This window comes from Luteibacter rhizovicinus DSM 16549 (assembly GCF_001887595.1).
GTDB classification, from domain to species: domain Bacteria; phylum Pseudomonadota; class Gammaproteobacteria; order Xanthomonadales; family Rhodanobacteraceae; genus Luteibacter; species Luteibacter rhizovicinus.
The window spans coordinates 25980-43760 of the sequence record NZ_CP017480.1; the positions used below are offsets into that span (position 1 = coordinate 25980).

Sequence of the window (17781 nt, forward strand, 5' to 3'; positions counted from 1 at the left end):
CTAGAGCAGGAAAATCGTCGCCAGCCCCAGGAAAATGAAGAAACCGCCGCTATCGGTGACGGCGGTGATGAGCACGCTGGAGCCCAGCGCGGGATCGCGACCGAGCTTGACCATCAGCATGGGAATGCCGACGCCCATGAAGGCGGCGAGCAGGAGATTCAGTGTCATGGCGGCCGTCATGACCAGGCCAAGCGCAGGATTGCCGTAGAGCAGCCACGCGGCGATGCCGATGGCACCGCCCCAGACCACGCCGTTGAACAGGGAAACACCCAGTTCCTTGCGCCACAGCCTGCGTACCTGCGAGGTACCCACCTGCTCCAGCGCCATGGCGCGAACGATCATGGTGATGGTCTGGTTACCCGAATTGCCACCGATGCCGGCGACGATGGGCATCAAGGCGGCAAGCGCCACCAGTTTCTCGATGGAATGCTCGAACAGGCCGATCACGCGCGATGCCACGAAGGCGGTGACGAGGTTGATCGCCAGCCACGCCCAGCGATTGCGCACGGACTTCCAGACGGAGGCGAAGATATCTTCCTCTTCGCGCAGGCCACCGCGCGACAGCGCCTCGGTTTCGCTCTCTTCGCGAATGAAGTCCAGCATCGCATCGACGGCGATGCGGCCGATCAGGCGCATCCCGGCGTCGACGACCGGCGCGGTCACCAGGTCGTAGCGTTCGAAAGCCTGCGCCACGTCATAGGCATCGTCTTCCGGGCGGAACGTGTTCACGTCCGGCGCCATGATCTCGCGGACCATCTTGTCCGGCGAGTTCACCAGCAACCAATGCAGGGGCAACACCCCGGTCAGCACGCTGTCGGCGTTGACCACGAAGAGCTTGTCGGTCTGCGCAGGCAGCTCGTCGAAGCGGCGAAGATAACGAAGCACCACTTCGAGGCTGATGTCCTCGCGGATGGTGACCATGTCGAAGTCCATCAGCGCGCCGACCTGGTCGTCCTCGTAGGACATGGCGGCCTGCACGCGCTCACGATCCTGCGCATCGAGGCTGGCCATGAGTTCGGGCAGCACTTCGGTCGGCAGGTCGTCGACGAGGTCGGCGAGCTCGTCCGCGTCCAGCGGTTCGACGGCAGCGAGAATCTCGCGATCGTCCATGTCCGCGATGAGCGATTCGCGTACCGAGTCGGAGACTTCGAGCAGGATGTCGCCGTCGCGATCGCTGCGGATCCGCTGCCAGACTGCAAGCCGGTCTTCGAGCGGCAAGGATTCGAACACATCGGCGAGATCGGCCGGATGGAGTCCGTCAAGCAGGGCCTGCAACTCCGCGTCGGCTGCATCGAGGGGCGAGTCATCGCGATCCGGCGCCGCGCCGGCAAAGGCAAGCAAGCCTTCCCGACGGCGCAGGAGATCGGTAATCGCCTCCAGCCGGTCGTGCAGACGCGGCGTGGCGGCGCGTGACTCGCTCTCGCTCATGACCGCTCGACCAGCACCGTCGCCAGGGCGGCAATGCCCTCGCGGCGACCGGTGAACCCGAGGGTTTCCGTGGTAGTCGCCTTGATGCTGATGCGATCGATGTCGACACCGAGATCGGCGGCGATCACCTCGCGCATCGCCTGCGCATGCGGACCGACCTTCGGCGCTTCGCAGATCACGGTGATGTCGGCATTGCCGAGGGCATAGCCGCGCTCGGCGAGCATACCCGCCACGGCACGCACGAAGCTGCGACTGTCCGCGCCGCGCCACTTATCGTCGGATGGCGGAAAATGCTTGCCGATATCACCCAGCGCCAGCGCGCCGAGCAACGCATCGCACAGCGCATGCAGCACGACGTCGCCGTCCGAATGCGCAAGCACGCCCTGCCCGTGCGCCACGCGCACACCGCCGAGCATCACATGATCGCCTTCACCGAAGGCGTGGACATCGAATCCCTGTCCGATACGCATTAACGTGTTCTCCCGAGCAGGAACTCCGCCAGCGCGAAATCCGCCGGCGTGGTCACCTTGATGTTGTCTTCCGAACCTTCCACCAGCAGCGGCATGACGCCCGTGCGCTCCATCGCCATGGCCTCGTCGCTGACGACGATACCGTCCGCGGCGGCAAGGGCGAGTGCACGCGCCAGCGCGCCCCGGCGGAACATCTGCGGCGTAAAGGCGCGCCACCGACCTTCGCGCGGTTCGGTGGCGGTGCTGTGACAGTCCGCATCCGCCCGCTTGAGGGTGTCCCGCAGGGGCGCGCCGAGCAGACCGCCTTCACCCACACCCGCCAGGTCGATCAGGCGGGTGATGTCGTCGGCGCGCACGCAGGGCCGCGCGGCATCGTGGACCAGGACGAAATGATCCGGCGCCACGGCGGCCGGCAAGGCGAGTACGCCCGCCAGCACGGAGTCGCTGCGCTCACCGCCGCCGATGGTCGCGATGAGGGGTTTGCCGCCGATCGACTCGACGGCAGAAAAATGGGGATCGTCCGCCGCGATGACGACGACCAGCCCGGCGATGCGCGGATGCGCCGCCAGGCGTTCAAGCGTGTGATCGAGCAAAGGACGTCCGGCCAGCGACTGATACTGCTTCGGCCGATCGCCACCCGCCCGGACGCCTCGACCGGCAGCCGGAACCACACACCACAGGGCATCCATCACTGGGTGCCGGGACCGACGGGCGGCGGAGGCGGCGGCGCACTGGTCGCCGCCCCTGGCTCGACGATCTGGTAGAAGGTCTCGTTCGGCTTGATCAGGCCCAGCTCCTGGCGCGCACGCGCTTCGGTAGCCTGCTCGCCGTGCTTGAGATCTTCCACGTCCGCGGCAAGCGCCTGGTTACGTTTGAGCAACGCGGCGTTTTCCTCGGTCTGTTTCTGCACCGACGCGCGCAGTGAATCGACCTCGGCCATGCCCCCACCGCCGACCCACAGCTTCAGCTGCAGCGCGATGAGGACGATGACGAGGATCAGGCCGATCCAGCGCAGGAGTGCCGCGTTGCTCAAGGCACGACTCAGCCGGGCAGCTTGGACAGGCTCGGGAACGCATCCCGGCCGGCATAGCGCGCCTTCGCGCCGAGGGCTTCCTCGATACGCAGCAGCTGGTTGTACTTGGCCACGCGATCGGTGCGGCACAGCGAACCGGTCTTGATCTGGGTCGCCGTGGTCGCCACGGCGATGTCCGAAATCGTGGTGTCTTCGGTCTCGCCGGAACGGTGCGACACGATCGCCGCGTACTTCGCGCGGTGTGCCATGGCGATCGCTTCGAGCGTCTCGGACAGCGTGCCGATCTGGTTGACCTTGATCAGGATGGCGTTGGCGATCTTCTTGTCGATGCCTTCCTGGAAGATCTTCGGATTGGTGACGAAGAGATCGTCGCCGACCAGCTGGATGCCTTCGCCGATGGCCTTGGTCAGGTGCGCCCAGCCAGCCCAGTCGCCTTCGGCCATGCCGTCTTCGATGGTGACGATCGGGTACTGCTTCGACCAGGACGCCAGCGTGTCGACCCACTGCTCGGGCGTGAAGATCTTGCCTTCGCCTTCGAGGTCGTACTTGCCATCCTTGAAGAATTCCGAGCTGGCCACGTCGAGGCCGAGCAGGATGTCGCTACCGACCTTGTACCCGGTCTTGTTCACGGCTTCGAGAATCGTGTCGAGTGCTTCGACGTTGGACTTGAGGTTCGGCGCGAAGCCGCCTTCGTCGCCCACCGAGGTATTGAGGCCACGCCCCTTCAGCACCGACTTCAGCGCATGGAAGATCTCGGCGCCGTAGCGCAGCGCTTCGGCGAAGCTCGGCGCGCCGACCGGCAGCACCATGAACTCCTGCACGTCGACGTTGTTATCGGCATGGGCGCCGCCGTTGATGATGTTCATCATCGGCACCGGCAGCGTGCCGCCGCCGTCGACCATCAAGTACTGCCACAGGGCCTGCTTCTTCGACGCGGCGACAGCGTGAGCCGCCGCCATGGAAACGCCGAGCAGCGCATTGGCGCCCAGGTTGCCCTTGTTGTCGGTGCCATCCAGGGCGATGAGCTTCGCATCGAGGCCCTTCTGGTCGGCGGCGTCGAAACCGGCGAGCGCCTTGGCGATCGTGGTGTTGACGTTGCCGACGGCCTTGGTCACGCCCTTGCCGTCGTAGCGCTTCTTGTCGCCGTCGCGCAGCTCGACGGCTTCGCGCGTGCCGGTGGAGGCGCCGCTCGGCACGGCCGCACGGCCGAAGGAACCGTCGGCCAGGGTGATCTCGGCTTCGAGGGTCGGGTTGCCGCGGGAATCGAGGATTTCGCGGGCGTGGATCTTGGTGATATCGGTGGTCATGCGCTTCCCGTTACGAGTTGGAATGACGAAAGAAAGTACCGAGGAACGCGAGCCCCACGGTACCGATCAGGATGAAAGCGTTGAGTCCCAGCCCGATCGCGCCGAACGTGCGGCGGCGGTCCTGCCTGCGCAGGGCAACGATGCCCAGTACGAGGCCGACGAGGGCAAGGAGGAGAAAGACGCAGAGAACGAGGCCGACAAGTCCGAACACTTCCATGTGCTGTTCGGGATCGCCCGAGGCGACCATCAGCGCGGCAAAGCCGATACCGGCAAGGACGACGAGCCCGGAAACCAGGGCGATGACGAACGAGGCGATGCCGTGACCCGACTGCGGCAGGCGCGCCGCACGCTGGCGCGGTTCGCCCGCGACATGGATCCCGTTGTCCTCGACCATCCAGCCCGTCTCCCCGGGACCTTTGCGGTCCCGCTATACCGTCAATCATACCGTTCCGGAGGAACGATCAAGCGTGGTTCTTGAATCCGCGACGCTTCACGGCGCCATCGAGCTCCATGAGGGTCTCGAGCAGCTCTTCCATCTGGTCGAGCGGCCAGGCGTTCGGGCCGTCGCTCAGGGCCTTGGACGGGTCCGGATGGGTCTCGGCGAACAGGCCGGAGACGCCCACCGCGACCGCCGCGCGCGCCAGCACCGGCACGAACTCGCGCTGGCCACCGGAGCTGGTGCCCTGCCCGCCCGGCAACTGCACCGAGTGGGTGGCGTCGAACACGACCGGGCAGTTCGTCTCACGCATCACCGCGAGCGAGCGCATGTCGGAGACGAGGTTGTTGTAGCCGAAGCTGGCGCCGCGCTCGCAGACCAGGATGTCGTGGTTGCCGACATCGAAGGCCTTCTGCACGACGTTCTTCATGTCCCACGGGGCGAGGAACTGGCCCTTCTTGATGTTCACCGGCTTGCCGGCCTTCGCGACGTTCTGGATGAAGTCGGTCTGGCGGCAGAGGAATGCCGGGGTCTGCAGCACGTCGACGACGGCGGCGACCTCGTTCATCGGGGTGTATTCGTGCACGTCGGTGATGACCGGCACGCCGATCTGCTTCTTCACCGCGTCCAGCACCTTGAGGCCTTCTTCAAGGCCGGGGCCGCGGAAGCTGCCGCCGGAGGAGCGGTTGGCCTTGTCGAAGCTGGACTTGAAGATGAAGTTGATGCCGAGACGATCGGTGATTTCCTTCAGCTTGCCCGCAACATCGAGCTGGAGCTGCATCGATTCGATGACGCAGGGACCGGCGATCAGGAACAGCGGCTGATCAAGGCCGACTTCAAAACCACAGAGCTTCATGCCGCGGACTCCTGGGAACGGATGGCGAGCTTTTCACCGTCACGGACGGCCTTGTACTCGCGGGCGGCACGAACGAAGCCGATGAACAGCGGATGGCCTTCGCGCGGCGTCGAGGTGAATTCCGGGTGCGCCTGGCAGCCGAGGAACCACGGATGCACGTGACGCGGCAGCTCGACGATCTCGACGAGGAGGTCATCCATGGATTTACCGGAGATAACCATGCCGAGATCTTCGAACGACTGGCGATAGCGATTGTTGAACTCGTAGCGATGACGGTGACGCTCGCGCACCACGTCTTCGCCATAGAGCTCACGCGCCAGCGTGCCGGCCTTGAGGCGGCATTCCTGCGCGCCCAGGCGCATGGTGCCGCCGAGGTCGGAACGCTCGCTGCGCTGTTCGGTTTCGCCGGTGGCGGTGGTCCACTCGGTGATCAGCGCGATGACCGGGTCCGGCGTGTTGCGATCGTTCTCGCTCGAATCCGCCTGCTTGAGGCCGGCGGTGTTACGTGCGAACTCGACCACGGCAGCATGCATGCCGTAGCAGATGCCGAAGTACGGAATGCCGGTCTCGCGAGCGAACTGCGCCGCGAGGATCTTGCCTTCGAAACCGCGCTTGCCGAAGCCGCCCGGCACGAGGATGGCATCGGAGTCGCCGAGCACCGCGCGGGCACCGCGCGCTTCGACGTCTTCGGAGTCCACCCAATGCAGGTTCACGCGGGCCGACTGGTTGATACCGCCATGACGCAGCGCTTCGGCCAGCGACTTGTAGGCATCCTTGTGTTCGACGTACTTGCCGACGATGGCAACATTTACTTCGTCGCGCGGATGCTCGACGGCTTCGACCGTGCGGATCCAGCTGGAGAGATCGGCCGGTCCCGCGTCGAGACCGAGGCGCTTGATGACGAGATCGTCCAGGCCCTGCTCATGCAGCCACATCGGCAGCTTGTAGATGACGTCGACATCGATCGTGCTGATGACGGCGTTCTTCGGCACGTTGGTGAACAGCGCGATCTTGTGGCGCTCGGCATCCGGCAACGGCTCTTCGCAGCGGCACAGCAGGACATCGGCCTGGATACCGATGGAACGCAGTTCCTTCACCGAATGCTGGGTGGGCTTGGTCTTGATCTCGCCCGCGGCCTTGATATACGGCACCAGGGTGAGGTGCACGAACATGCACTTTTCCGCGCCGTGCTCGATGCGCAGCTGACGGATGGCTTCGAGGAAAGGCAGCGATTCGATATCGCCCACGGTGCCGCCCACTTCCACCAGCGCCACGTCGTAACCGCGCGTCGCCTCGTGGATGGAATGCTTGATCTCGTCGGTGATGTGCGGGATGACCTGCACCGTCGCACCGAGATAATCGCCGCGGCGCTCCTTGCGGATGACCGATTCGTAGATCTTGCCGGCGGTGATCGAATTCTTGCCGGTGAGGCGGGTGCGTACGAAGCGCTCGTAGTGACCCAGGTCCAGGTCGGTTTCGGCACCGTCGTCGGTGACGTAGACCTCACCGTGCTGGAAGGGACTCATGGTGCCCGGATCCACGTTGATGTACGGATCGAGCTTCATCATGGTGACGGAGAGACCGCGCGCCTCGAGAATGGAGGCAAGCGACGCCGCTGCGATGCCCTTCCCGAGGGAAGACACCACACCGCCGGTGACGAAAATCAGGGGAGTCATGCGAGCAGCCAGTGCTGGAAATCGGTATTTTACACGGGCGCGCCCTCACTCGCGAGGGGCAGACTGAACGTGCCGAATCGGAGCGGTCGTTTTACCATCGGGGAATGACCGCCCAGCCCATCCCCGTCCGTCTTGAAGCCCTTCGCGCCGCCATGGCCCGCGAAGGCGTCGCCGCCGTCGTCGTCCCCTCCGCCGACCCCCACCTGTCCGAGTACCTGCCGCCGCGCTGGCAGGCCCGGGAATGGCTTTCCGGCTTCACCGGCTCATCCGGCACCCTGGTCGTGACCACCGACGGTGGTGGCCTGTGGACCGATTCCCGCTATTTCTCCCAGGCGGAACAGGAACTTGCCGGCAGCGGCCTGCCCCTGATGCGTCTGAAGGTGGCGCATACGCCCGAGCACATCGGCTGGCTGGCCGAACAGCTCCGCCCGGGCGACGTCGTCGCGGCAGCAGGTGACAGCCTGGACGTGTCCGGTGCCGAGAGCCTGGCACGGCGCCTCGGGGCGGCCGGCGCGACCCTGCGCACCGATCTCGATCTGCCCGCCGCCATCTGGCCCGACCGCCCGGGCCGCCCCGACGCCCCCGTTTTCGCGCACGCGGCACCGTTCGCTGCCGTCGACCGTGCCGACAAGCTGCGCCACGTGCGCACCGCCATGCGTCGGGCCGGCGCCACCCACCACCTGCTGTCCAGCCTCGACGACATCGCATGGCTGACCAACCTGCGCGGCGCGGATGTCGAGTACAACCCTGTCTTCCTGGCCCACCTGCTAATCGACGACGGCAAGGCCACGCTGTTCATCGATGCCGCCAAGGTACCGGCCGACATCAGGCAGGCCCTGGCGGCGGATGGCATGGGCCTCGCCGACTACAGCACCGTCGCCTCGGCGATCGCGGCCCTGCCCGACGACGCCGTGCTCATGCTGGACCCCGGCCACGTGGTCGTGTCCATTCTCGAAGGCTTGTCGCCCACCGTGCGACAGGTCCGCGCCGCCCACCCGTCGACGATGCAGAAGGCGCGCAAGACCACCGAGGAACTCGACCACGTACGCGACGTGATGCGCCGTGACGGTGCCGCACTCGCCCATGCGTTCCGCCGCATCGAAACGGGCATCGTCGCGGGCGAACCGCTGACCGAGCTCGACGTCGACACCATCGTGCGTGAGGCTCGTGCTGCCCAGTCCGGCTTCGTCGGCGAGAGCTTCTCGACGATCGCCGCCTACCAGGCCAACGGCGCCCTCCCCCATTACCGGGCCACCGAAGCGCACTTCAGCCCGCTGGCGGCCAAGGGCCTGCTCCTGATCGACTCGGGCGGCCAGTATCTTGGCGGCACCACCGACATCACCCGTGTGCTCGCCCTGGGTCCGGTGACCGACGAGCAGCGCCGCGATTCGACCCTCGTGCTCAAGGGCATGATCGCGCTCTCGCGTGCGCGTTTCCCCAAGGGCGCCAGCGGCCCGCAACTCGACGCACTGGCCCGCGCCCCGCTCTGGGCCGCCGGCATGGACTATGGCCACGGCACCGGCCACGGCGTGGGCTATTTCCTCAACGTGCATGAAGGCCCCCATGGCATCCGGGCGCCCCGGGCAGGCGTCGCGCTGGTTCCGCTGGAGACCGGCATGATCACCTCGATCGAACCCGGCCTCTACAAGCCCGGCCGCTACGGCATACGCCATGAAAACCTGGCCGTGGTGACCCAGGCCGACAGCACCGAGTTTGGTGACTTCTTCGCTTTCGAGACCCTGACCCTGTGCCCGTTCGACCGCCGCGGCCTCGAACCACGCTTGCTCGAACCCTCCGAACGGGCCTGGCTGGACGATTATCACGCCACCGTACGCGCCGCCTTGTCACCCTTGCTCGACGGCGCCGACCGCGAATGGCTCGAATGGCACTGCGCGCCGCTTCAATAGGAAATGTAGGAGCCGCTTCAGCGGCGATGCTCCTGCCCTGTGTGGGAGCCGCTTCAGCGGCGATGCTCCTGCCCTGTGTGGGAGCCGCTTCAGCGGCGATGCTCCTGCCCTGTGTGGGAGCCGCTTCAGCGGCGATGGGTGCTCGCCGCGCCCTGGGCCGCTGCCGCGGGATCGCCGATGAATCGGCTCCCACAAGTAAATCGGCTCTCACATGTAAATCGGCTCCCACATGAATCTCGTCAGCTGATACGCCACAGCCTCAGGCTTGACCATCCACGTGACCTGACCCCATCCTGCCCGGCTACGAACGGCCTCGATACCTAATGAATACTCGCTACAACGCTGCAGACATCGAAGTCCTCAGCGGCCTTGACCCGGTCAAGCGCCGCCCTGGCATGTACACCGACACCTCGCGCCCGAACCACCTGGCGCAGGAAGTCATCGACAACTCGGTCGACGAAGCCCTCGCCGGCCACGCGAAGACCATCGACGTCACCGTGTTCAACGACGGCTCGGTGGAAGTCACCGATGACGGTCGCGGCATGCCCGTGGATATCCATCCCGAAGAGGGCGTGCCCGGCATCGAGCTGATCCTCACGCGTCTGCATGCCGGCGGCAAGTTCTCGAACAAGAACTACGCCTTCTCCGGCGGCCTGCACGGCGTCGGCGTGTCCGTGGTGAACGCGCTGTCGCACCGGGTGGACGTGACCATCCGCCGCGATGGCCAGGAATACCGCATGAGCTTCGCCAATGGCGATCGCGCCAGCGAGCTCGAAGTCATCGGTACGGTGCCGAAGAAGAAGACCGGCACCACGCTGCGCTTCTGGCCGGACGCGAAGTACTTCGACACCCCGAAGATCCTCGTTTCCAAGCTCAAACACCTGCTCCGGGCCAAGGCCGTGCTGTGCGCGGGCCTGACGGTGCGTCTGCTCGACGAAGCCTCCGGCGAAACCACCGAGTGGTACTTCGAGGACGGCCTGCCCGACTACCTGCGCGGTGAACTGCAGGGCGCCGAGGCACTGCCGTCGGGTCTTTTCGTCAAGCACTTCGCCCGTGAGACCGATGCGCTCGACGTCGCGCTCGCCTGGTTGCCGGAAGGCGACCTGGTGCAGGAAAGCTACGTCAACCTGATCCCCACCGCGCAGGGCGGCACCCACGTGAACGGCCTGCGCTCCGGCCTCACCAATGCCATCCGCGAGTTCTGCGATCTGCGCAACCTGCTGCCGCGTGGCGTGAAGCTGGCCCCGGAAGATGTCTGGGAGCGCCTGGCCTTCGTGCTCAGCGTCAAGCTGCAGGATGCCCAATTCGCGGGCCAGACGAAGGAGCGCCTGTCCTCGCGTGCCGCCGCCGGCATTGTCGAAGGCGTGGTGCACGACGCCTTCAGCCTGTGGCTGAACCAGCATGTGGAAACCGGCGAGAAGATCGCCCAGCTCGCCATCGAGCGCGCCAGCGCACGCCTGAAAGCCGCCAAACAGGTCGTCCGCAAGAAGATCACCTCGGGCCCGGCGCTGCCCGGCAAGCTCGCCGACTGCGCCTCGACCGACCTCAGCCGCACCGAAATCTTCCTCGTCGAAGGCGATTCGGCAGGCGGCTCGGCCAAGCAGGCGCGCGACAAGGATTTCCAGGCGATCATGCCCTTGCGCGGCAAGATCCTGAATACCTGGGAAGTCGATTCGAACGCCGTGCTCGCCTCGCAGGAAGTCCACGACCTCGCCGTCGCGATCGGCTGCGATCCCGGCAAGGACGACCTCAGCGGCCTGCGTTACGGCAAGGTCGTGATCCTCGCCGACGCGGACTCCGACGGCCTGCACATCGCCACCCTGCTCTCCGCCCTGTTCCTTAAGCACTTCCCCACCCTGGTCAGCCAGGGCCATGTCTTCGTCGCCATGCCGCCGCTGTTCCGCGTGGACGTGGGCAAGCAGGTGTTCTACTGCCTCGATGACGAAGAGAAGCGCCTGATGCTGGAGAAGGTCGAGCGCGAGAAGATGAAGGGCGCGGTGAGTGTCACGCGCTTCAAGGGCCTGGGCGAGATGAACCCGGCGCAGTTACGCGAATCCACCGTCCACCCGGACACGCGTCGCCTGGTGCAGCTCACGATCGAAGTGGACGACGGCACCAACAAACTGATGGACATGTTGCTGGCGAAAAAGCGCGCGAGCGATCGCAAGCAGTGGCTGGAAGACAAGGGCGACCTGGCCACCCTCGAGGTCTGAGGATAGGTCGTTGTAGGAGCCGATTCATCGGCGATGGGTGCTTGTCGCGACCTGGCTATCGCCGATAAATCGGCTCCTACATAGGGAAAATCACGCACAAAAAAAACCGGCGCAAGCCGGTTTTTTTCTTGTCAGCGGCGATGCGCTCAGCGACGCGAGCGAATCGCCTGGATCAACGCACGCGTGGCCCCGTCGAACTGCGACAGGTCACCCGCGTCCTTGTCGTTGGCCAACGAGGGATAGATCTGCTTGGCGATGGTCTTGCCCAGCTCCACGCCCCACTGGTCGAACGCATTGATGCCCCACAGGTGACCGAGCAGGAACACCTTGTGCTCGTACAGCGCGATCAGCGCACCCAGCGAATGCGGGGTGAGCGAGTCGAGCATGAATACGGTGCTCGGGCGGTCGCCCTTGAACGTGCGCTGCGCGGCGAGCGCGTGGCGTTCTTCCTCCGTGCCTGTCTTGGCTTCGGCGAGCGCTTCCTCGTAGGTCTTGCCCAGCGAAAGCGCCGCCGCCTGCGCGAGCAGGTTCGAGGTCAGCACGTCCTGGTTTTCGCGCAGCGGATGCGCCGGCTTGACGAGGCCGATGAATTCCAGCGGCACGATATCCGTACCCTGGTGCAGCGCCTGGAAATAAGCGTGCTGCGCGTTGGTTCCGATGCTGCCCCAGACCACTGGGACGCTGGCCTGCTTCACTTCGCTGCCATCGCTCGGATGCACATGCTTGCCGAGGCTTTCCATCTCCAGCTGCTGGAGGTAGGACGGCAGATCGACCAGCGCATCCACATAGGGAATCACGGCGCGGCTGGTGGTGCCGAGGATGTTGCGATTCCATATCTCGGCGATGGCCAGCAGGACCGGGAGGTTGTCCTTCCACTCCGCGCTGCGGAAATGGTCGTCCGCTTCGGCGGCGCCGGCGAGCAGATCGCGAAAGCCCTTCATGCCGATGGCGAACGCGATCGACGCACCGACGGCCGACCACAGCGAGTAGCGGCCGCCGACGTAGTCCCACATCGGCAGCACCTGCGAGGCGCCCCACTTGTGTACGGCTTCGTCGTTGGAGCTCACGGCGATGAAATGCTTCGAGGCCTTTGCCTCGTCGCCGCCCTCGGCCTTCAGGATCCAGTTGCGGAACACGCCGCCATTGAGCAGCGTTTCCTGCGTGTTGAAGCTCTTGGACACCAGGATGACCAGCGTGCGTGCCGGGTCCAGCTTCTTCATCAGGTCCGTCGCGGCCTGGCCGTCGACGTTGGTGAGGAAGTGGCTGTTGATGCCGTCGACGTGGAACTGCTCGAGCGCATGCACAGCCAGGCGCGGACCGAGGTCCGAGCCACCAATGCCGATATTGACCACGTCGGTGACGCGACCGATCAGGCCGACCGACTCGCCTTCGCCCTTGTGCACGGCGTTGACCAGGGTTTCCATCTTGTCCAGCGCGTCGGCGACTTCCTTGCGGACGTCGGCCGGGGCGGCCGGGTTGCGCGAAGCACCACCGCGCAACGCGGTATGCAGCACCGCCCGGTCTTCGGAGGTATTGATGTGCTTGCCTTCGAACATCGCGTCGCGCGCGGCTTTCCAGCCGGTGCTTTCGATGTACTCACCGACGGCGTCGAGTGCCGCGATGTCGAGCTTCTGACGGGACGCGTCGAGAAGGATCGGACCCATGCGTCGGCGCAGGCGCTCACCGCGGGCTTCGTCCTGGACGAGGGCGCGGAGGTTGGTGGCGGCGAGACGGGAGGCGTGCTCCTCAAAGGAGGGCAGACGGTCGTGCTTTGATTCCATGGCTTCCACTTGGCGGCGACGGAGAGGGGAATCCCGATCTTACCGCAGTGCAGCGTAGGTGGATTGCAAAATCAAACAATGTAGGAGCGGACTCTGTCCGCGAACCCTCAGCGGTGATTTTGCGAATGAGGCCTTGCATGGCAACTGGCCGGCTTTCCCAGCTTACGGAGCGGCTGTTGGCTTCGTAGGTGAGGACCGCTCGAACCGATGAGTTCAAAGCCTCATTCGGTGCCTGGGTAAGCCTGAGGGTTCGCGGACGAAGTCCGCTCCTACAACGCAGGCTGCTTACGCAGCCTGCTTGGGAATCGAATGATTCGTATGCGTGATGCGGTTGTTCGCGTCGACGTAGACCAGGTCCGGCTGGTACTTGGCCATCTCGGCCTCGGACAGGCCGACGAAGGCGGCGATGATCACCAGGTCACCGGTGGACACGCGGCGCGCGGCGCTACCGTTCACGGAGATGATGCCCGAGCCCTCTTCCGCACGCAGCGCGTACGTGACGAAGCGTTCGCCGTTGCTGATGTTCCAGGCATGGATCTGCTCGTACTCGCGGATACCCGCAGCGTCGAGCAGGTTGCCGTCGATGGCGATCGAACCTTCGTAGTTCAGCTCGGCGTGAGTCACCGTGGCCCGGTGGATCTTGCACTTGAGCATGTTGAGGTGCATGGCGGTCTCTGGAGTTTGGCGGTTACAAAAACGCCCATTCTAACGGAGGGTTGCCCGCTCCGTCGCATGGGCTTCCTCTGTCGGAGCGCTTTATGGGGGACGGCGCTTCGAAACGCAAGTCCCCGTTCGTGAAGGGATTCAGTCGAAAGGCAGGTTGTCGATCAGACGGGTGGCGCCCAGACGGGCGGCAACCAGCACCACCAGCCCTTCCCGCTCGTCCGGACCCGGCTCGGCGAGGTCCTCGGCGCGGCGTATCGCCACGTAGTCGGGGACGAAGCCGGCGCGCTCCAGGCGGGCCTTGGCGGCCTGCTCCAGCGCCTGCCAGCTATGGCCCTGGCGGAACAGCTCACGGGTCTGTTGCAGGGTCGAATAGATCTGCGGCGCCCGGGCGCGCTCCTGGGCCGTCAGGTACTGGTTGCGCGAGCTCATGGCCAGGCCATCCTCGTCGCGCAGCGTGGCCCCCGACATGACCTTTACCGGCAGGGACAGGTCACGGACCATCCGCTCGATCACCTTGAGCTGCTGGAAGTCCTTCTGGCCGAACACGGCGAGGTCCGGCTGGACCAGGCTGAACAACTTGGCGACCACCGTGGCTACGCCGTCGAAGTGGCCCGGGCGATGGGCGCCTTCGAGGGTTTCGGTCAGGTCGGGCACATGGATGCTCACGCTGGACGCAGCGCCGAACGGATACAGCGTCGAGACCTCGGGCGCGAACAGGATGTCGCAGCCGGCCTCGGCGAGGCCGGCCTGGTCCTGCGCGAGGGTGCGCGGGTAGCGCTCGAAATCCTCGCCCGGCCCGAACTGGGTGGGATTGACGAAGACACTGGCGATCACCCGGTCGGCGCGGGCACGGGCCAGCTTCAGCAAGGAGTGATGCCCGGCGTGCAGGTTGCCCATCGTCGGCACGAAGCCGACGTTCTGGCCAGCGTTGCGCCAGCCGCGAACGGTAGCGCGGAGGGCGGCGGCATCGGTAACGGTCTGCATGGTGGAACCCTCAGCTGAAACTGTGTTCGACGCCGGGGAAGCGCAGCTCACGCACGTCCGCAACGTAGGCGCCGATGGCGCCCTGGATGGAATCGCGTCCCGCGAGGAAATCCTTGGAAAACTTCGGTCGCTTGCCCGGCGTGAGGCCGAGCAGGTCGTAGACGACCAGGACCTGACCGTCGCAGTCGACGCCTGCGCCGATGCCGATCACGGGAATCGACAGTTCGGCGGTGATGCGTGCCGCGAGCGCCGAAGGTACACACTCCAGCACGAGCAGGTCGGCACCGGCGGCCTCGACCGCCTTCGCGTCGGCGAACAGCTTGTCGGCGGCATCCTGGGTCTTGCCCTGGACCTTGTAGCCACCGAACTTGTTTACCGACTGCGGGGTCAGGCCCAGGTGACTGCACACCGGGATGTCGCGCTCGGCCAGCGCCGAGATGACCTCGCAGATGCGACCGGCGCCCTCGATCTTGACCATCGCGGCACCGCCCTGCCCGACCAGCCGTGTGGCGGCCTCCATCGCGGCAGGGACATCGCGGTCGCTCATGAACGGCAGGTCGGCGACCAGCAGCGTGGCCGACAGCCCGCGCGCGGTGGCGGCGGTGTGATAGACCATCTCGTCGACCGTGACCGGCAAGGTGCTCGAACGCCCTTGCACCACCATACCCAGCGAATCGCCGACCAGGGCCACGTCGACCCCGGCGGATTCCAGTTGGGCAGCGAAACTCGCGTCGTAGGCGGTGAGCATCACGATCTTCCGGCCTTCGGCTTTCATCGCCTTCAGGCCCGGCACGGTCACCGGCTTACGCGCCGGCGCGCTCGTTTTTTCCACGTACACGCTGTGTCGCCTCGTTGGGTGAAACCGGAATTGTCCGCCTTGACGAGCGCTAGCTCAACCAAGGCTCAGGGAAGCGGGGTGCAGGCCCGCGCGTCGATCTTCGACAGCAGGTCGCCGACACGCCCCACACCGGGCAAGACGGCATCGGAGGCGATATCGGCCAGGGGCAATAGCACGAAGGCGCGCTCGGCGATCCGCGGATGCGGCACGGCCAGGCGCTCGTCGTCGATCACGTCATCGCCATAAGCCAGCAGGTCGAGATCGATCGTGCGAGGGCCCCAACGCTCACCATCGCGAACGCGGCCAAACGCACGCTCGGTCGCCAGCAAAGCATCTAGCAACGCCAAGGGGGGCAAGCTCGTATCGACGGCGATAGCCGCGTTGACGAAGTCGGGCTGCTCGATATGCCCCCAGGGCGGCGTACGGTAGAACCGCGACCGCGCCACGACGGCGACGCCGGGCAAGGCATCCAGGGAGGCGACCGCGGCATCGAGCCGTTCACGCACCTCACCCAGGTTGCCGCCGAGTCCGATCAGGGCGCGAACGATCACGCGCCGCCCGAATCGCCCTTGCCACGACCACCGGGTTTGCGCCGACGACGGCGCTTGCGTGCCGGTGCCGTCGCCGAGACGGTGGGTTCGTGAACGGGAACGCCACCGCCGCCCAGAGCGGCCGCGAGCATTTCCGGCGGCAGCTGCTGGGCATGCGCCCACCACTCGCCGAGCTCACGCATGCTGTCGGATTCGTGCGCACGCAAAAGCAGGAAGTCGAATGCCGCGCGGAAACGCGGATGAGACATCAGCCGGAACACGCGCTTGCGATGGATCTGCTCGAACCGCGGCTGCAGCGACCAGATCTCTTCCATCGTGAAGGTAAAGCGGCGCGGAATGGCAACGCGCTGGCACTGCTCGCCCACCACGTGTACCGCGGCGCGCTGCCAGGCTTCGTTGATATCGAAACCCTGGGCGATCCAGCCGTGTGCCTGGTCGCGCACCTCACCCCACAGAAGCACGGCGTAGAGGAAGGCCGGCGTTACCGACTTGCCTTCGGCGATGCGTGCATCCGTATTGGCCAGGCCCTGCTCGACCAGCGCACGCAGCGCCTGGTCACCGCGCTCGAGGGCGCGGGCAGTCGCCGGGAAAAGGAATTTCAGCAGGCCGCAGGCCTCGAGCATCTTGAAGCTCTTCAGGCCGTGTCCGGCGAGGAAGAGCTTCAGCGATTCATCGAACAGGCGGGCCGGCGCGGCTTCTCCAAGGAGATGACCCAGCGAGGCGAACGGCGCCTGGGCTTCCTTGTCGATGGTGAAGCCGAGCTTCGCTGCAAGGCGGGCAGCACGAAGCATGCGCACCGGGTCTTCGCGATAGCGCTGGTCGGGGTCCCCGATGAGCCGCATGGTCTTGTCTTCGAGGTCCTGCATGCCGCCAACGTAATCGCGCACGCTGAAATCGGAGATGTCGTAGTAGAGCGCGTTGACGCGGAAGTCGCGGCGGACGGCGTCTTCCTCGATCGTGCCCCAGATGTTGTCGCGGACGATCCGGCCGTCGACGATGTGTCGGTCGCCCTCACCGCCCGTGCCGTCCTCGCCGGTGCCACGGAAGGTGGCGACCTCGATGATCTCGGGCCCGAAGACCACGTGGGCCAGACGGAAGCGCCGGCCGATCAGGCGGCAATTGCGGAACAGCCCCTTGACCTCGTCCGGCGTCGCATTGGTCGCCACATCGAAGTCTTTCGGGTGACCACCGAGCAAGAGGTCGCGCACGGCACCGCCGACCAGATAGGCAGCGAACCCCGCGTCGTGCAGACGGTAGAGGACGCGCAAGGCGGCCTTGCTGATGTTCTTGCGGGAAATGGAGTGCTGTTCGCGCGGGATGACGCGGAGCGTCGGCGCAACCTCATTCCTGGTTTCGGGATTCAAGCGGTCGTGGTCCTGGCGGGCGCGGATGCGTCCTTCAAGTGGCTGCCCCCACCGGCGGCCGGTGTCGGGATGAATGAGACACAATGTAGCGAATTAGACCCCGGCCGACGAGCATGCAAAAAAGCGTTGCCCGGCTCCGGGATTTCGCTATACTAGCGCGCTTCGTACCCCACGTACGACCTGCTCCCTTCGTCTAGTGGTCTAGGACACTGCCCTCTCAAGGCGGGAACACGAGTTCGAACCTCGTAGGGAGCACCACTTTTCCTCACTC

The 17781-nt window shown here is 65.6% G+C and carries 16 protein-coding genes and 1 tRNA gene; 3 read left to right on the forward strand and 14 right to left on the reverse strand.

Going from position 1 to position 17781, the window contains the following annotated elements; all coding sequences use genetic code 11:
• The 8 genes from mgtE to pyrG all read right to left on the reverse strand — a co-directional run bounded on the left by mgtE (position 1) and on the right by pyrG (position 7206).
• Positions 1–1428 (reverse strand): magnesium transporter, encoded by a 1428-nt coding sequence (gene mgtE / locus BJI69_RS00170; RefSeq protein WP_046967317.1) that lies wholly within the window; start codon positions 1426–1428, stop codon positions 1–3.
• Positions 1425–1898, reverse strand: a complete 474-nt coding sequence (ispF, locus tag BJI69_RS00175; RefSeq protein ID WP_046967318.1) for a 2-C-methyl-D-erythritol 2,4-cyclodiphosphate synthase — start codon at positions 1896–1898, stop codon at positions 1425–1427. Before ispF ends, mgtE begins: the two co-directional genes overlap by 4 nt.
• Positions 1898–2587: a 2-C-methyl-D-erythritol 4-phosphate cytidylyltransferase gene (gene ispD / locus BJI69_RS00180; protein WP_046967319.1), complete on the reverse strand. Its 690-nt coding sequence runs from the start codon at positions 2585–2587 to the stop codon at positions 1898–1900. Before ispD ends, ispF begins: the two co-directional genes overlap by 1 nt.
• A complete protein-coding gene (ftsB, locus tag BJI69_RS00185) occupies positions 2587–2931 on the reverse strand; it encodes a cell division protein FtsB (protein WP_046967320.1) in 345 nt (114 codons plus the stop codon). The genes ispD and ftsB overlap by 1 nt, the downstream gene beginning before the upstream one ends.
• A gap of 8 nt (positions 2932–2939) precedes the next feature.
• Entirely contained in the window at positions 2940–4238 is a 1299-nt protein-coding gene (eno, locus tag BJI69_RS00190; RefSeq protein ID WP_046967321.1) for a phosphopyruvate hydratase, read from the reverse strand.
• Between the two features lie 10 nt (positions 4239–4248).
• Positions 4249–4632 (reverse strand): hypothetical protein, encoded by a 384-nt coding sequence (locus BJI69_RS00195; RefSeq protein ID WP_052767130.1) that lies wholly within the window; start codon positions 4630–4632, stop codon positions 4249–4251.
• A 67-nt stretch (positions 4633–4699) separates the two neighbouring features.
• Entirely contained in the window at positions 4700–5530 is an 831-nt protein-coding gene (gene kdsA, locus BJI69_RS00200; RefSeq protein ID WP_046967322.1) for a 3-deoxy-8-phosphooctulonate synthase, read from the reverse strand.
• Entirely contained in the window at positions 5527–7206 is a 1680-nt protein-coding gene (gene pyrG / locus BJI69_RS00205; RefSeq protein ID WP_046967323.1) for a CTP synthase, read from the reverse strand. The genes kdsA and pyrG overlap by 4 nt, the downstream gene beginning before the upstream one ends.
• Before the next feature lie 104 nt (positions 7207–7310).
• Between pyrG and BJI69_RS00210 the strand changes: the two genes are divergently transcribed.
• Both BJI69_RS00210 and parE read left to right on the forward strand, forming a co-directional pair.
• Complete coding sequence (locus tag BJI69_RS00210; protein ID WP_046967324.1) at positions 7311–9113, forward strand: aminopeptidase P family protein; 1803 nt, start codon at positions 7311–7313, stop codon at positions 9111–9113.
• Between the two features lie 323 nt (positions 9114–9436).
• A complete protein-coding gene (gene parE / locus BJI69_RS00215; protein ID WP_046967325.1) occupies positions 9437–11326 on the forward strand; it encodes a DNA topoisomerase IV subunit B in 1890 nt (629 codons plus the stop codon).
• 146 nt (positions 11327–11472) lie between these two features.
• Here the strand turns inward: parE and pgi are convergent, their stop codons facing one another.
• The 6 genes from pgi to pcnB form a co-directional block, all read right to left on the reverse strand.
• Positions 11473–13107, reverse strand: a complete 1635-nt coding sequence (gene pgi / locus BJI69_RS00220; protein WP_046967326.1) for a glucose-6-phosphate isomerase — start codon at positions 13105–13107, stop codon at positions 11473–11475.
• A gap of 285 nt (positions 13108–13392) precedes the next feature.
• Positions 13393–13773, reverse strand: coding sequence for an aspartate 1-decarboxylase (gene panD, locus BJI69_RS00225; protein WP_046967327.1), 381 nt, complete (start codon positions 13771–13773; stop codon positions 13393–13395).
• 138 nt (positions 13774–13911) lie between these two features.
• The gene (gene panC / locus BJI69_RS00230) at positions 13912–14757 is read right to left on the reverse strand and encodes a pantoate--beta-alanine ligase (RefSeq protein ID WP_046967328.1); all 846 of its coding nucleotides are present in this window, start codon (positions 14755–14757) and stop codon (positions 13912–13914) included.
• A gap of 10 nt (positions 14758–14767) precedes the next feature.
• On the reverse strand, positions 14768–15532 hold the full coding sequence (gene panB, locus BJI69_RS00235) for a 3-methyl-2-oxobutanoate hydroxymethyltransferase (RefSeq protein WP_244465252.1): 765 nt from the start codon (positions 15530–15532) through the stop codon (positions 14768–14770).
• A 128-nt stretch (positions 15533–15660) separates the two neighbouring features.
• Complete coding sequence (gene folK / locus BJI69_RS00240; protein WP_046967405.1) at positions 15661–16143, reverse strand: 2-amino-4-hydroxy-6-hydroxymethyldihydropteridine diphosphokinase; 483 nt, start codon at positions 16141–16143, stop codon at positions 15661–15663.
• On the reverse strand, positions 16143–17510 hold the full coding sequence (pcnB, locus tag BJI69_RS00245) for a polynucleotide adenylyltransferase PcnB (RefSeq protein ID WP_046967330.1): 1368 nt from the start codon (positions 17508–17510) through the stop codon (positions 16143–16145). Before pcnB ends, folK begins: the two co-directional genes overlap by 1 nt.
• A gap of 182 nt (positions 17511–17692) precedes the next feature.
• Between pcnB and BJI69_RS00250 the strand changes: the two genes are divergently transcribed.
• Positions 17693–17768, forward strand: a tRNA-Glu gene (locus BJI69_RS00250).
• Positions 17769–17781: the final 13 nt, after the last annotated feature.